This is a genomic window from Nitrincola tapanii, assembly GCF_008368715.1.
GTDB lineage: Bacteria > Pseudomonadota > Gammaproteobacteria > Pseudomonadales > Balneatricaceae > Nitrincola > Nitrincola tapanii.
This window is the reverse complement of the sequence record NZ_SMRS01000006.1, coordinates 1-14,135: the sequence shown is the minus strand read 5'-3', so window position 1 is coordinate 14,135 and position 14,135 is coordinate 1. Positions and strand designations below refer to the sequence as shown.

Below are 14,135 nucleotides of genomic sequence, written 5' to 3'. Positions count from 1 at the left end.
CAGGCTCTTATAGGTCGCGTTTAAGGGCGCGTGCGCCTCGGGATACAGTGGCGATGCCCACACCCAGCTCTTCAGCAATCTTGCGTTGCGGCATGCCGCTTTGCAAACGCTTTAGAATTTGTAAGCGTTTGCAAATTTCGCTGAATTCGGCGGGCGTCAGCAGGTTCTGCAAAAGCATCAACATCTCATCGGGCGTTTGTGCCGTGAGAAGGTGCTCGAGCAGCTCTTGGGTGTGGGGAGTGTTTGTATTCATGTACTAGTACGCTATCACAAAAAGCGCGAGGTACCAAGTCTTGATTGACCGATTCTAAGAGGCCTAGATACCCCCCCCCGTTTTTTCTAGGGGCCGTTACACTGGGGTTTAGGGCTTGAGGCCTTTTAAGGTGTTTAGCCATTCGGGATCAAAACGGGTTTGTTCAGCCTCCAGACCAAGGTCGTGCATCCGATCCAGGTGCTGGCGCATTGTCACTTTCATTTCCAATAGAGCGGTTTCGTTTTGTTCAAGGCGATGCATCTGCTCCAGGCCCAGATGGTAAAAACGTAAGGCTTTGAGGGCGGTGGGGTTCTGTGCTTCTACGCCTGCTTCGATATGATGCATGATGTTGGTCAAACTCATCAGGCTGCGTTTCAGTTGCCAGCCGTAACGTGCTGAGTCCATGAGCGGATGATTCCACAGAATAAAACGAAAAATCAGGGTGGTGATCAGTAGTCCTGCCAAGACACCGCCTAGATTCCAGTAAAAATTATTCCCATTCTCTTCACCTAAAAATTGCACACTGAGTGTCGCGAGAGTCATGGCGATCACGGCGAACACCGCGACCATAATCCAATTACTTTTGCGTGTTTCTTCACGGTAAGTCTCGGGGTTGCGGACTTGCAGTTGAAAAGGGTGGCTCATATTCTCTCACCAGGACGTTCGTGGGCTGTTCAAACGAATAGAGTATTTCAACATATTAGAGGCGTTTCAGTCATGCAGATTCAGCGTATTAACCCGACCCAGCGCTGGTCGGATATTACCCTTCACAACGGAGTGGCCTACTTTGTTGAAGTCCCTGAAGGTGAGTTGATGGCGGATATTCGCCAGCAAACACGACAGCTTCTGGCGCAGGTGGAAGCCAGTCTGGCGCGTATCCAGAGTGATAAGCGTCAGATTTTATCCACCACGATCTATCTGACTGACTTTGCACATCTCGAAGGCCTGAATGAAGTTTGGGATGCCTGGTTTGAAGAGGGAACGGCGCCGAGCCGTGCCTGTGTTAAGGTGGAGTTAGCCAACCCAGATTGGCTGGTGGAAATGGCTTTTGTAGCGGTTGCTGGCGATCAATCCTCACTTTGAGGTCAGCATGATTTTAAAGGCTATACTTCCAAGCTTAATAAAAATATAGGGTGTGCCCAGGATGGCTGCTCAAATAGATCAAAGCTGTTGAGGTGAGTGAAATGTCAAACCCGAGCGCTCTGCCAGAGGGTGATCATACAATCTATAAAACCCTACTGGAGTCCACCAAGGCCATTCCTTGGCAAATAGATTGGGCCACCCTGCGTTTTACCTACATCGGACCGCAGATTGAACAGCTTTTGGGTTGGCAGCAAGATTCCTGGTTGAGTGTAGATGATTGGGCCAGTCGTATGCATCCGGAAGATCGTGAACGGGTGGTCAATTTCTGTGTGGCGCAATCTCAGGCGGGAAGCGACCATGAAGCGGATTATCGAGCGCTGACTCAGGATGGGCGCTATGTCTGGATTCGGGATGTTGTGCATGTGGTGCGGAATGAGCAGGGTGACGTTGAGTCATTAATCGGCTTTATGTTTGATATCAGTGAGCGCAAGCAGACAGAGCATGAGCTCATGCGGCTACAGCAAGAATTGCAAGAGCTTTCATTCAAGGACTCTCTCACCGGTGTGGCCAATCGACGTATGTTCGATAATCTGTTGGAAGAGGAGTGGATTCGTGCACGCAGGCAGCAGCATCCCCTGTCTTTGCTGATCTTCGATATTGATTACTTCAAACAGTACAACGACTGTTATGGCCATGTTCAAGGAGATGACTGCTTGCGGCAAGTGGCGCAGATTCTGGATCGAGCGGCCACTCGCTCGCGTGATTTCTTTGCACGTTATGGCGGAGAGGAGTTTGTCCTTTTACTCCCAGAAACTGATGAAATTTCGGCGCGTAAAGTCGCTGAACGTTGTCGTAGCTTGATTTTCAAAGAGCAAATTCCACATGCAGGCTCTGCCGTTTCACAATTACTCACACTGAGTATCGGTGTGGGTTGTTGTGTCCCTACACCCGGGCAGAACCCAATGGAATTTGTCGATCAGGTGGATCGTTTGCTTTATCGTGCCAAAGAGCGTGGAAGAAACTGTATAATTCCCGGATTTTGACTGAGAAAGAGCGATCATGCTGAGTTATCTTCACGGTTTTCATGCCGGCAATTTTGCCGATGTGCATAAACACCATCTGCTGGTATGTCTATTACGAGCTTTGAATCGTAAACCTAAACCCTGGAGTTATCTGGAAACTCACGCCGGAAAAGCGCGTTATGATCTGAATGATGCGCAGGCTTTAAAAACCGCCGAATTTCAACAGGGCATTGCGCGACTTTGGCCAGTAGAGAGGTTGTCGGAATCTCTGCAAGTTTACCGTGATCAGGTTCAGCATTTTAATCCAACGGAGACCTTGCAGTTTTATCCCGGTTCGCCCGCCTTAGCGGCTGCTCTGGCACCCGAGGGGAGTAATATCCAGTTAATGGAATTGCATCCAAATGAAGCGCTGGCGCTGAAGCAAGAGTTCCGCCAGCAGGCGCAAGTGTCTGTGCATCATCGTGATGGTTATGAGGGCGTCTTAGCCTGCTTGCCACCCAAACCCAATCGTGGCGTGGTGTTGATTGATCCTTCTTACGAAGTAAAGGAGGAGTATAAGCAGGTGGTGAACTTTATTAAAGCGGCGTATAAGCGCTGGCCGAATGGCTGTTTTGCCATCTGGTATCCCATTCTGCCCGCCAAGCGTTGGGTTGGGATGTTGGAGGCGTTGCGCCGCACCGGGATTCCCCATCAGCTTAGTTCGGAAGTCTTGGTGCGTCAGCCGAGTGAGCAGGGGATGTATGGTAGTGGTATGTTAATCATTAATCCGCCGTGGCAGTTGCAAGAAGAGTTGGAAGCGACTTTGCCGGACTTAATTCAGCTGCTGGCACAGGATGCGGGTGCCGAAGGGCAGGTGGTGATGCGCGTGCCCGAGAAATCGACACGCGCATGAATCGCAGACGGGTTGTTTAATACAGGGCTTGCTCGTCGCGCACCACGTCTTTAAGAACCTGTAAAAAGAGCTTATCGGCGTCACTGAACTCAACAGGAATCTTGACGCTGGTTAGGGATGAGAGTTCATCGGCAATCAAGACATCGGCGTTCTTGCTGTCGATATGCTTGCGTGCCACTTCTAAAGCCACCGGACAGATCTGAGGGTCCGCCAGAACCTTGCGAATGAAGCGCATCAACTCGTTGATCACGCGCTCTTTATTTTTGATTTCAGAAATATTGTTCATGGTTTGGCCTCCCTTAGCACTTGTTAGCATTATAGGGCTAGAGACTAGCCTTTTCCTACTCCAGCGAAAACACACGCTTTATATGGTTGATCCCATCTTGACTCGGTGCGAAAATACACGGCCCAAATTTCAAAACTTGCAAAAATTTGGATTTACGTCTACCCCATCCTGGAAATCCCGGTGAGGTGGGCCGTTTTTAAGCAATACCCAGCTTAAGTCTCATACAGGTCTGACAGACTAGAGATCCTTTTCTTGTCAGCGCCGATACAACACGCTGAAACTGTTAATTGCCGACATGAGATCGGTGCTGAGTAGAGGATACTTACGTGGAATTATTATCAGGCGCAGAAATGGTTGTACGCGCGCTCCGTGATGAGGGCGTTCAGTACATATACGGCTATCCTGGCGGTGCACTTCTGCACGTTTACGATGCCCTGTTCCAGCAGGAAGAAGTGCAACACATTCTGGTGCGTCATGAACAGGCTGCAACACATATGGCCGATGCGTATGCCCGTGCAACCGGTAAACCCGGTGTGGCACTAGTGACTTCTGGCCCAGGTGCGACCAATGCCGTGACAGGTATCGCAACGGCTTACATGGACTCGATTCCGATGGTCGTGATTACCGGCCAGGTAATGAGCTACCTGATCGGTGAAGATGCTTTCCAAGAAACCGATATGTTGGGGATTTCACGCCCTATCGTGAAGCACAACTTCTCTGTCACGCGCGCTGAAGATATTCCAACGGTGATTAAAAAGGCGTTTTATATCGCCCAAACGGGTCGTCCAGGTCCGGTCGTCATTGATATTCCTAAGGATATGACGACGCCTACTGAGCGTTTCCCTTATGAGTATCCAAAATCGGTGAAGCTGCGTTCTTACAATCCGGTGACACGCGGTCACTCGGGGCAGATACGTAAAGCCGTGGATATGCTGTTGGCTGCGCGTCGTCCGGTGATCTACACCGGCGGCGGTGTCATCATGGGTGATGCCAGTGCTGAGCTGACTGAATTTGCACGTTTGCTGAACTTCCCTGTTACCAACACCTTGATGGGTCTGGGTGGATATCCCGGTACGGATCGTCAATTTGTCGGCATGCTGGGAATGCACGGTTCTTATGAAGCCAACATGGCGATGCATCACAGTGATTTGATCTTAGCAATCGGTGCGCGTTTTGATGACCGTGTAACCAATGCGACAGATAAATTCTGTCCGACTGCGCGGATTGTACATATTGATATCGATCCAGCGTCTATCTCCAAAACCATTCAGGCGGATGTGCCCATTGTTGGTCCGGCTAAAGTGGTGCTGGAGGAAATGATTCAGTTGGTGAAAGCCAGCAAGAAGCAGCCGGATGCGGAAGCGATTGCCGCTTGGTGGAAGCAGATTGATGAGTGGCGTGGACGCCACGGTGGTCGTTACCGTACCGATGATTCTGAGCTGATGAAGCCGCAGCAGGTCATTGAAATGCTGAGTAAGGTCACGCATGGTGATGCTTATGTTTGTTCCGATGTCGGTCAACATCAGATGTTTGCGGCGCAGTACTACAAGTACAACAAGCCTTACCGTTGGATCAATTCCGGTGGTCTAGGCACCATGGGCTTCGGTTTGCCTGCCGCGATGGGTGTGAAGCTGAATTTCCCCGATGCGGATGTGGCTTGTGTTACCGGTGAAGGCAGTATTCAGATGAATATTCAGGAGTTGTCGACCTGTAAGCAGTACGACATCCCGGTCAAAATCATCTGTCTGAACAACCAGTCCTTGGGCATGGTGCGTCAGTGGCAGGACATGAACTATGAGTCACGCCACTCGCAGTCTTACATGAACTCCCTGCCTGACTTCGTTAAGTTGGTAGAGTCTTATGGTCATGTTGGCATGAAGGTTGAGAAGTATTCCGACCTGGAAGCGGCGATGCGTGAAGCTTTTGCGCTGAAAGATCGTTTGGTCTTCATGGATATCAAAGTCGATCCGTTTGAACATGTATACCCCATGCAGGTACCACGTGGTTCGATGCGTGATATGTGGCTGAGCAAAACGGAGAGAACTTGATCATGAGACATATCATTTCTGTTCTGATGGAGAACGAACCGGGCGCTTTGTCACGTGTTGTGGGGCTTTTCTCACAGCGCAACTTTAACATTGAGTCCTTGACGGTGGCACCAACAGAAGACTCAACCCTGTCACGTCTAACGGTCATGACCATTGGTGATGATCGTGTGGTCGAGCAGATCACTAAGCAACTGAATAAGTTGATTGATGTGGTGAAGGTTGTTGATCTGTCTGAAGGAGATCATATCGAGCGTGAGCTGATGATGATCAAGTTCAAGGCGAATGGTCAGATGCGTGCGGAGATTAAGCGTACTGCCGATATCTTCCGTGGTCAGATCATCGATATCACCCCGAATACTTACACTGTGCAGTTAGTCGGTTCCAGCGAAAAACTGGATGCCTTCATTGCAGCCCTCAGCAATGCCAGCATCATGGAAGTGGTACGCTCGGGTGTGTCGGGTATTGCGCGTGGTGAAAAGGTGCTCGCCATCTAAGAGTCGATTGACCCACGATTATCCGTTTCGGTTGTTGAGCTTCCGAAGCCAAAGAACCGCAGAGATGTTTGGCATCCTGCGGTTTTTTGTGGGTCTCCTTGGTCATTCTTTGCTGATTAGACGACGGCCTAGAAGGGAAAGAGCCAGGGTACTAAAGCCAGAGTGACCGCTAAGGCTAGGATCTGAAGTGGGATGCCGACCTTGGCAAAGTCAGCAAAACGATAATTGCCAGGCGCTAACACCAGGGTGTTTACGGGGGAGGCGATGGGGGTGGCAAAGGCTGTAGAAGCAGCTATCGCGACGGACATCATGAAGGGTTCAGGATTCAGTCCGAGGGTTTGTGCTGTCATCAGTGCCACCGGTGCGACCAGAACAGTTGTCGCGGTATTCGAGATGAATTGACTGAGGACAGAGGTCATTAAAAACAGGCCAGCACACAGAAGAATCGGACTGAGATTGCCATATTCCCGAATCAGATAGTCGACAACAAAGGAAAGGGCGCCACTGCTTTCCATGGCGAGCGCCAAGGGCAGCATCCCCGCAATTAATACCAGACTGGTCGCATTCAATGAACGATAGGCTTCGCTTAGGGTGACACAGCCGGTTAGAATCATGGCTAAAGCAGCGAGTAGAATGGCGCTCAGGTTAGGTAACCAGCCTAGGGTCATGCTCATCAGCATGGCCAGCATAATGCTCAAGGCCATATGCGCTTTACCTGCATGCACGGGAATCTCTTGTAGCTCTGCGGGTGTTTCTAGAACCACCAACTCACGTTTGCTTTCCAAAGCTCGAATATACTCCCAAGCACCGGCCAGCAGCAGAGTATCTCCGGCAGCTAAACGTGTGTCGATAAAACGAGTATCGAGAGCCAGCCCTTGGCGCCGAACACCGATGACACTGAGGTTATAGTTCTCTCGAAAGCGTCCCTCCTTCAGCGTATGGTTGGTGAGTGGTGAGTCAGGTGGTAAGAGAATTTCAGCCAAACCAAAGCGTTGTTGTAGTTTCATCATCTCCGTTTCAGGAAAGCCTAAGCGTCGAAGTTGGAGGGCTTGGCAGAAATTGTGAACGTCTTCATCGCGGCCATAAAGGATGAGGGTGTCCAGTGCCTGCATGCGCGTTTGACTCAGGACGGGTTGCAAAGTCGATAAAAATTGCCCTTGGCGCTGAACCGCAAAGACAGTGAGCTCATATTGGCTGCGCACTGCGGCTTCCGAAAGTGTCTGTCCGTTTAGTGGGCTGCCAGGCTGGATGATCAATTTATGCAGTTGTTTGGCGGTGGGGTAACGTTCAGTAAACACACTGAGGGTTGGATGTGGATTGCCGGTTTCCCGTATGGCGCTTTGCGGTAATAAAAAGCGTGCGATAAAAACCAGATAGAGCACCCCGAGGAAGAGGATGACGGCACCAATCGCGGTGAAGTCAAAAAAACCAAAAGCCTCAAAACCGGCTGCGCGGAGTTGGCCGCTGACGATAATATTTGGCGGGGTGCCGATCAGTGTCAGCATGCCGCCGATCAGTGCCGCAAAGGCCAAAGGCATGAGTAAGCGTGATGCTTGTAATCCTGATTTGCGCGCCATGCTTAGAACCACCGGAATGAGTAGGGCAACCGCACCTGTGGAGCTCATAAATGCGGATAGCAGGGCTACGACCGGCAGTAGAAAGAGTAATAAACGGGTTTCACTGCCATCGCCCACTCTAAGTAACCAGTTGCCTGCTGTGGCCGCCACACCGGTACGAAACAGTGCTTCACCCACAACAAAAAGAGCGGCGATCATGATGATGACCGGGTCACCGAAGCCAGAGACGGCTTGGGTGGGGCTAATGATTCCAGATACCGCTAAAACGGCGACGACCATTAGGGCCACCAGATCCATACGCAGGCGATCGCTGATAAAGAGCGCGATGGTGACGGCCAGAAGCCCAAAAACAAACAGCATTTCAAAGGTCATGATGTTCCAACCTAATAACCAAGACAGGATAGGATGCCGTTCGTGGCTAGAGAACTCAATCTTTCAGAGATTGTTGCTGCCAGAAGGCTTTGATCAGTGGGTGACGCAGCTTTTTCTCTTGTGTGAAGATCCCAACTTCAAAAGCCTCTAGAGCGGGATGAATGTCGAGTTGAATGACTCGCGAAGCAAGAGGATTGTTCTCCAAAACAATCTGTGGAACCACGCCGACCCCAAATCCTAAACTGACCATGCTAACAATGGCTTCATTTCCTGCGACCTGGGCATAAATGAGAGGCTTAATTCCCAGGTGTCGAAACCAGCGGTCTGTTCGTTTACGTGCCAAACCCGCTTCGGAAAGAATCATCGGCACTTGTCGCCAGCGCTCGGCTGAGGGTGTTTGATTTAACTCTTGGCTGAGCTGAGCAGGTTCTGCGGGGGCGATAAACACCAGCGGTGAGCGGGTGATGGGTCGGAATGCGATATCCACAGGGAGTTGATCGGGTTTCGCACCGATCGCAATGTCTTCCTCGCCCTGTTGGACTCTGCGAACCGCTTCCGCCGGATCACCCGTATGCAGTTTGATTTCGATTCTTGGATAATCGCGCCGAAAACTGCTGAGAATCTCATATAAAAAGCTGTAGCTGGCCGTCACAGAGCAGTAGATGCTGATCTCGCCTTGTAATTCATTGCGTTGTGCTAAAAGTGAACTGCGCAACGTGTCCCATTGTAACAGAGCGTCTCGGGCATAGCGTTGAAACGTCAGACCTTCGGGGGTGAGCGTGACGCTGCGGTTGTCGCGAATAAACAGGGGTACTCCTAGCTCCTCTTCTAATTGTTGAATGCAGCGGCTTAGAGTGGAGGGGCTAACATGGCAGACGGCACTGCAGCGACCAAAATGAAGTGTGTCGGCAAGTGTAAGAAAGAGTTGCAGGCTTTTATTGTCCATATCGACGTCCCATTTTTCGCAATATATCATTGCAAATATATCATTTTACGCAATGATGTGAATGGCTTAAAGTAGCCTGCATGACATCTCAGATGTCCTTTTATTTCATCTAACGCATTATTGGGAGACTCTCATGCAGGTTTATTATGATAAAGATTGTGATCTTTCTATCATCCGCTCTAAGAAAGTATCAATCATCGGTTACGGTTCACAGGGTCACGCGCATGCGTGCAACCTGAAAGATTCAGGTGTTGATGTAACGGTAGGTCTGCGTGCGGGTTCTTCTTCACGTGCTAAAGCAGAAGCGGCTGGCCTGAAAGTAGCTGATGTTGCGGATGCGGTGAAATCAGCGGATCTGGTTATGATCCTGACGCCTGACGAGTTCCAGGGACAGCTGTACAAGGCTGAAATCGAGCCTAATATCAAGCAGGGTGCAACCCTGGCGTTTGCACACGGTTTCTCTATTCACTATAACCAGATCGAACCACGGAAGGATCTGGACGTCATCATGATTGCACCTAAAGCGCCTGGTCATACTGTTCGCTCTGAGTTTGTCAAAGGTGGCGGTATCCCTGATCTGATCGCGATTTTCCAGGACGCTTCTGGCAATGCAAAAAATGTAGCCCTGTCTTACGCTTCCGGCGTGGGTGGTGGTCGTACCGGTATCATCGAAACCACTTTCAAAGACGAGACTGAAACTGACCTGTTTGGTGAGCAGGCTGTTCTGTGTGGTGGCTGTGTTGAGCTGGTCAAAATGGGCTTCGAAACTCTGGTTGAAGCGGGTTACGCTCCAGAAATGGCGTACTTTGAGTGCTTGCACGAGCTGAAGCTGATCGTTGACCTGATGTACGAAGGTGGCATCGCTAACATGAACTACTCCATCTCTAACAACGCTGAGTATGGTGAGTATGTGACCGGTCCTGAAGTCATCAATGAACAGTCACGTCAAGCGATGCGTAATGCGCTGAAGCGTATCCAGGATGGTGAATATGCGAAGATGTTCATCTCTGAAGGTGCAACCAACTATCCATCTATGACAGCGCGTCGTCGTAACAATGCTGCGCACCCAATCGAGCAGGTAGGTGGCAAGCTGCGTGCGATGATGCCTTGGATCACTGCTAACCAGCTGGTTGACAAGTCTAAGAACTAAGCAGATCTCTAAACTTGGAATCGTTGAGGTGTTGCAGGTGTCTGCAGATCATGCTTAAACCGCACCTCTCTAACGAAACCTATTAGAATCGATCAAGCCGTCTGAAGAAATTCAGGCGGTTTTTTGTTATGGGTGCACGCTAGGATCTATCACAAGAGTGGAGTAAGGTGGTTTTTCATCCACAGATAGAGCAAGGAGCCGATGCATGGCAAACAAGATGCGATTAAATCTTGCCCTGCAGGGGGGCGGAGCCCATGGTGCCTTTAGTTGGGGGGTGTTGGATCGACTCTTAGAGCTTGAAGGTCTAGAGCTGGATAGCCTAAGTGGAACCAGCGCCGGTGCCATGAATGCGGTGATGCTCGCCGAGGGCTGGCGCTTGAATGGTGCTTTGGGTGCCAAGGATGCGTTAAACCAGTTCTGGTCAGAGTTGGCACTGCCCGATATTTTGATGCAGCAAAATACCTCGGATTGGTGGAAACACATCACCCACCATCTTTCGCCTTACGATATCAATCCTCTAGACATCAACCCATTGCGTGATTTGTTGTTGCGTTTAGTTGATTTCGAAGCCTTAAGGAAAGAGTCTCCACTCAAGCTGTTTATTGCGGCGACACGTGTAGATACAGCAGCCTTAACGCTCTTTCGTGAAACGGATTTGAGTGTTGAGCATCTGCTAGCATCCGCCTGTTTACCCTGGTTGCATCAAACGCTGGTCATCGAAGGTAAGCCCTACTGGGATGGTGGCTTCTCGGGCAATCCGGTGTTGTCCCCCTTGATTATTGAAAGTGCGACGGAGGATCTCTTGTGTATTATGCTGCAGCCCTTAGCGCGTCAACATCTGCCGATTAGTGCCGACAAAATTAATGATCGTATGGCGGATATCAGTTTCCAGGCCGCGTTTGTGCGTGAAGTGATGGAGATAGAGCGTGTTGCCGGTTATTTGCGTAAGCGACCTTGGCGTCTAGGGCAGTTAGAGCGACGTTGGCGCAGAACGCGCATTCATCTCATTGAACCAGATGAGCAGCTGGCGGCACTACAGCGCTCCAGTAAGCTTGATACGCGTCAGAGTTTTCTTCAGGGATTAAAGGAGCGAGGACGGGAGCATGCAGACCGATGGCTGGCGATGCATCAGGCTGATCTTGGGCGTCGTTCCACCTGGTCAGCCCGTTCAAGCTATCAGTGAAGCCATGCCTTTGGGCTGGTATAGTTTGTCACTCGATAAATTTTTAATTAGGTATCCTGTGTTATGAAAGAGTCAGAGCAACATAACTCTCCCTGTAGTGATGTGAATAAGCCACATCGTGGTGTCTATCTTTTGCCTAATTTGTTCACCACTGGCGCACTCTTTTCCGGTTTTTATGCCGTCATCGCTTCGATGAATGGTCAGTTTGAGGCGGCGGCGATCGCCATCTTTGTGGCCATGTTATTTGATGGCTTAGACGGTCGCGTCGCGCGTTTGACCAATACCCAGAGTGCTTTTGGTGCAGAGTATGACTCTCTGGCGGATATGGTGTCCTTTGGGGTGGCGCCTGCTTTAGTGGCATTCAACTGGGCTTTAGCGGACCTAGGGAAGTTAGGCTGGTTTGCGGCTTTTCTCTATGTCGCGGGAACGGCTTTACGCTTGGCGCGCTTTAACACTCAGATAGGTTCGGTGGATAAGCGTTATTTTATCGGCTTACCTAGCCCAGCGGCAGCGGCCTTGGTTGCAGGCTTGATTTGGGTGGCAACCGTGTTTGAGTGGAGTGCACAGGATATAGATTATTTGATTGCAGTGTATGTGGCGCTGGCGGGAGTGTTAATGGTCAGTAATGTGCTTTATTACAGCTTTAAAGATGTGGATTTAAAAGGCAAGGTGCCTTTTGTGATCTTGGCTGCCATCGTTCTGGCGATCGCGATTATTTCGATCAGCCCATCACTTTTCCTTTGGTTGCTAGTCGTGATCTACGCGATTTCAGGACCCGTACTCTGGATCGTTCGTCGAAAAAAACTGTCTAGTCGTTAGAGAGGATAATCCGAGGTTCTCATGTTGCTGAAAAAGCCTGATTCCATTCGTTCTTACGAGATTACGCCGGAGCAAGTCTATCGTGACCGGCGTAAATTTATGCAAGGGATCGGTGCGTTGGCAGTGAGTGCCTTGTCGAGCTCTTCAGGCGTTGCTTGGGCGCAGGGTGTGGATGCGCAAGTGGCGATTGAATATCCAGGGCCGGGCTGGATGCAGCCTTTAATCTCGAATCGCTTGCGTAATGACGCTTACCAAGCAGATGAAGCGCTCACGCCCTATGCCTTGGTTACAGGGCATAACAATTTCTATGAGTTTGGCATGGGCAAGGGAGATCCTAAGCGTTATGCACAAAACTTGCGAACTGAGCCTTGGACTTTAGAGGTCAGTGGTGAGGTCGAGAAACCTGGTCGCTATCAACTGGAAGACCTCTTGAAACCGGCTCATTTAGAGGATCGAGTTTATCGTCTGCGTTGTGTAGAAGCTTGGTCGATGGTGATACCTTGGTTGGGGGTCCCCTTAGCTGATTTGATTCGACGTTTTGAGCCTAACAGTCGGGCTAAGTATGTTGAGTTCACAACGCTGCATGATCCACAGCAGATGCCAGGCCAAAAAGCGCGCTTTTCCAGTATTGATTGGCCTTACAAGGAAGGCTTGCGTATAGATGAGGCGATGCATCCGCTAACCTTGATGGCCGTTGGTGTATATGGTCAGGCGCTCCCACCCCAGAATGGTGCACCTTTGCGTTTGGTGGTGCCTTGGAAGTATGGCTTTAAAAGTATTAAGTCAATTGTTTCAATGCGTTTTGTTGAGGAGATGCCTGCATCAAGCTGGAATCTATCAGCACCGCAAGAATACGGCTTTTACGCAAATGTAAATCCAAGCGTGAATCATCCGCGTTGGAGTCAGGCGACAGAGCGCAGATTACCTTCACCCTTATTTAATCCCAACATTATTGATACGCAACCCTTTAACGGTTATGCCGAAGAGGTCGCTTCGCTTTACACCGGGATGGATCTGAGGCAGTGGTATTAAAGCCCGTAAAGAATATGCGTCTTATATGGCATTTGTTATGTTGTTTGCCGATGATCTGGGCGAGTTTCCAGTTGATGGGTCAGCAGGCCTTAGCGGATCCGGGTAAAGATATCGTTTTACATACAGGGATGTGGTCGCTGTATTTTCTCTTCTTTTCTTTAAGTATTACGCCTTTGCGTCTTTTGGGGGTTAGGTCTCTATCCCTGACCTATCGTCGTCTGTTTGGACTTTATGCCTTTACTTATGCATGTTTGCATCTTCTGGCATATCTTACGTTTATTCTCGGTTGGCGTTTGGATTTGATTCAAGTGGAGTTGCTTGAACGTCCCTATATCTGGGTTGGTACTTTTGCCTTTGTAATCCTATTTATTTTGGCGATGACTTCAAATCGAGCCAGTCAGCGCCGCTTAAAGAGGAACTGGGCAAGGCTGCATCGCGGTGTCTACATCGCTGTTATTGCGGTGTTGATTCATTATTGGATGCAGGTCCGAGCAGGGTATGCCGAGCAGTTAGGTTACACCTTGCTGCTAGTTCTGTTGTTTTTGCCGCGTTTGTGGAAGTTTTTCAAAAAAGTTAAAAACACTGCTTGACCGACCTCATTGGTCTCTGTAATATTTGCGCCTCGCTTGAGACGAAGTCTTCCGGCCTCGGTTGGAGAAAGAGATTCTCTCAGCGATAGAGGCAGTTTAGTTCATTGTTTTCAAACAAGAATAAGTTGCTTCGGAAGTGTTAAGCGCAATCGCGGTGAAGAAAAAACTTACACGGGATTGAAAATAAAGCTTGACTCTTCGGATGAGGTCGCTAGAATACGCACCTCGCTTGAGACGACACCTCGCTGAGGAAGTTGGCCGAGCCGCTCTTTAACAATCGATCAGGTAATGCGTGTGGGCGCTTGTTGAGATTGAGCATACAGCTTAATCAGGACAAGCAACCCAATGATATTCATTGAGATGTAATAGTTCCTGAGCATGAATTGGT

Annotated in this window: 15 protein-coding genes; 10 read left to right on the top strand and 5 right to left on the bottom strand. The window is 49.9% G+C overall.

Features of this window, described 5'->3' with window-relative positions; translation table 11 throughout:
- Positions 1-7: 7 nt before the first annotated feature.
- On the bottom strand, positions 8-253 hold the full coding sequence (locus E1H14_RS08430; protein WP_149391026.1) for a Trp family transcriptional regulator: 246 nt from the start codon (positions 251-253) through the stop codon (positions 8-10).
- 108 nt (positions 254-361) lie between these two features.
- Positions 362-898, bottom strand: coding sequence for a DUF3087 family protein (locus E1H14_RS08425; RefSeq protein ID WP_149391025.1), 537 nt, complete (start codon positions 896-898; stop codon positions 362-364).
- A gap of 72 nt (positions 899-970) precedes the next feature.
- Here E1H14_RS08425 and E1H14_RS08420 point away from each other — a divergent pair, with 72 nt between their 5' ends.
- From E1H14_RS08420 to E1H14_RS08410, 3 genes are all read left to right on the top strand, one after another.
- The gene (locus E1H14_RS08420; protein WP_149391024.1) at positions 971-1,336 is read left to right on the top strand and encodes a RidA family protein; all 366 of its coding nucleotides are present in this window, start codon (positions 971-973) and stop codon (positions 1,334-1,336) included.
- A gap of 101 nt (positions 1,337-1,437) precedes the next feature.
- A complete protein-coding gene (locus tag E1H14_RS08415; RefSeq protein WP_149391023.1) occupies positions 1,438-2,379 on the top strand; it encodes a GGDEF domain-containing protein in 942 nt (313 codons plus the stop codon).
- Positions 2,380-2,395: 16 nt separating this feature from the next.
- A complete protein-coding gene (locus E1H14_RS08410) occupies positions 2,396-3,250 on the top strand; it encodes a 23S rRNA (adenine(2030)-N(6))-methyltransferase RlmJ (protein WP_149391022.1) in 855 nt (284 codons plus the stop codon).
- A 16-nt stretch (positions 3,251-3,266) separates the two neighbouring features.
- Here E1H14_RS08410 and E1H14_RS08405 read toward each other — a convergent pair whose 3' ends face one another.
- Positions 3,267-3,536, bottom strand: a complete 270-nt coding sequence (locus tag E1H14_RS08405; protein ID WP_149391021.1) for a hypothetical protein — start codon at positions 3,534-3,536, stop codon at positions 3,267-3,269.
- A gap of 326 nt (positions 3,537-3,862) precedes the next feature.
- Here E1H14_RS08405 and E1H14_RS08400 point away from each other — a divergent pair, with 326 nt between their 5' ends.
- Both E1H14_RS08400 and ilvN read left to right on the top strand, forming a co-directional pair.
- Positions 3,863-5,584 carry an acetolactate synthase 3 large subunit gene (locus tag E1H14_RS08400; protein ID WP_149391020.1) on the top strand — a complete coding sequence of 574 codons (1,722 nt, stop codon included), beginning with the start codon at positions 3,863-3,865 and terminating at the stop codon, positions 5,582-5,584.
- Positions 5,585-5,586: 2 nt separating this feature from the next.
- The gene (ilvN, locus tag E1H14_RS08395) at positions 5,587-6,078 is read left to right on the top strand and encodes an acetolactate synthase small subunit (RefSeq protein WP_149391019.1); all 492 of its coding nucleotides are present in this window, start codon (positions 5,587-5,589) and stop codon (positions 6,076-6,078) included.
- 128 nt (positions 6,079-6,206) lie between these two features.
- On the opposite strand, the gene E1H14_RS08390 is transcribed toward ilvN, so the two are convergent.
- Together E1H14_RS08390 and ilvY are read right to left on the bottom strand one after the other, a co-directional pair.
- Positions 6,207-8,027: an SLC13 family permease gene (locus tag E1H14_RS08390; protein ID WP_149391018.1), complete on the bottom strand. Its 1,821-nt coding sequence runs from the start codon at positions 8,025-8,027 to the stop codon at positions 6,207-6,209.
- 55 nt (positions 8,028-8,082) lie between these two features.
- Positions 8,083-8,973: an HTH-type transcriptional activator IlvY gene (gene ilvY / locus E1H14_RS08385; RefSeq protein ID WP_149391017.1), complete on the bottom strand. Its 891-nt coding sequence runs from the start codon at positions 8,971-8,973 to the stop codon at positions 8,083-8,085.
- Between the two features lie 133 nt (positions 8,974-9,106).
- Between ilvY and ilvC the strand changes: the two genes are divergently transcribed.
- The 5 genes from ilvC (at position 9,107) to E1H14_RS08360 (ending at position 13,747) form a co-directional block, all read left to right on the top strand.
- Entirely contained in the window at positions 9,107-10,123 is a 1,017-nt protein-coding gene (gene ilvC / locus E1H14_RS08380; protein WP_149391016.1) for a ketol-acid reductoisomerase, read from the top strand.
- A gap of 205 nt (positions 10,124-10,328) precedes the next feature.
- A complete protein-coding gene (locus E1H14_RS08375) occupies positions 10,329-11,306 on the top strand; it encodes a patatin-like phospholipase family protein (RefSeq protein ID WP_235017426.1) in 978 nt (325 codons plus the stop codon).
- Between the two features lie 63 nt (positions 11,307-11,369).
- Positions 11,370-12,125: a CDP-diacylglycerol--serine O-phosphatidyltransferase gene (gene pssA, locus E1H14_RS08370; protein ID WP_149391015.1), complete on the top strand. Its 756-nt coding sequence runs from the start codon at positions 11,370-11,372 to the stop codon at positions 12,123-12,125.
- Positions 12,126-12,146: 21 nt separating this feature from the next.
- Positions 12,147-13,157 (top strand): protein-methionine-sulfoxide reductase catalytic subunit MsrP, encoded by a 1,011-nt coding sequence (msrP, locus tag E1H14_RS08365; RefSeq protein WP_149391014.1) that lies wholly within the window; start codon positions 12,147-12,149, stop codon positions 13,155-13,157.
- A gap of 50 nt (positions 13,158-13,207) precedes the next feature.
- Positions 13,208-13,747, top strand: coding sequence for a protein-methionine-sulfoxide reductase heme-binding subunit MsrQ (locus E1H14_RS08360; RefSeq protein WP_160142050.1), 540 nt, complete (start codon positions 13,208-13,210; stop codon positions 13,745-13,747).
- Positions 13,748-14,135 lie beyond the last annotated feature (388 nt).

Bases quoted from the DNA above. Each gene is read 5' to 3' on its own strand.
- E1H14_RS08430 (WP_149391026.1), bottom strand. From the start codon at position 253: ATGAATACAAACACTCCCCACACCCAAGAGCTGCTCGAGCACCTTCTC.
- E1H14_RS08425 (WP_149391025.1), bottom strand. From the start codon at position 898: ATGAGCCACCCTTTTCAACTGCAAGTCCGCAACCCCGAGACTTACCGT.
- E1H14_RS08420 (WP_149391024.1), top strand. From the start codon at position 971: ATGCAGATTCAGCGTATTAACCCGACCCAGCGCTGGTCGGATATTACC.
- E1H14_RS08415 (WP_149391023.1), top strand. From the start codon at position 1,438: ATGTCAAACCCGAGCGCTCTGCCAGAGGGTGATCATACAATCTATAAA.
- E1H14_RS08410 (WP_149391022.1), top strand. From the start codon at position 2,396: ATGCTGAGTTATCTTCACGGTTTTCATGCCGGCAATTTTGCCGATGTG.
- E1H14_RS08405 (WP_149391021.1), bottom strand. From the start codon at position 3,536: ATGAACAATATTTCTGAAATCAAAAATAAAGAGCGCGTGATCAACGAG.
- ilvN (WP_149391019.1), top strand. From the start codon at position 5,587: ATGAGACATATCATTTCTGTTCTGATGGAGAACGAACCGGGCGCTTTG.
- E1H14_RS08390 (WP_149391018.1), bottom strand. From the start codon at position 8,027: ATGACCTTTGAAATGCTGTTTGTTTTTGGGCTTCTGGCCGTCACCATC.
- ilvY (WP_149391017.1), bottom strand. From the start codon at position 8,973: ATGGACAATAAAAGCCTGCAACTCTTTCTTACACTTGCCGACACACTT.
- ilvC (WP_149391016.1), top strand. From the start codon at position 9,107: ATGCAGGTTTATTATGATAAAGATTGTGATCTTTCTATCATCCGCTCT.
- E1H14_RS08375 (WP_235017426.1), top strand. From the start codon at position 10,329: ATGGCAAACAAGATGCGATTAAATCTTGCCCTGCAGGGGGGCGGAGCC.
- pssA (WP_149391015.1), top strand. From the start codon at position 11,370: ATGAAAGAGTCAGAGCAACATAACTCTCCCTGTAGTGATGTGAATAAG.
- msrP (WP_149391014.1), top strand. From the start codon at position 12,147: ATGTTGCTGAAAAAGCCTGATTCCATTCGTTCTTACGAGATTACGCCG.
- E1H14_RS08360 (WP_160142050.1), top strand. From the start codon at position 13,208: ATGATCTGGGCGAGTTTCCAGTTGATGGGTCAGCAGGCCTTAGCGGAT.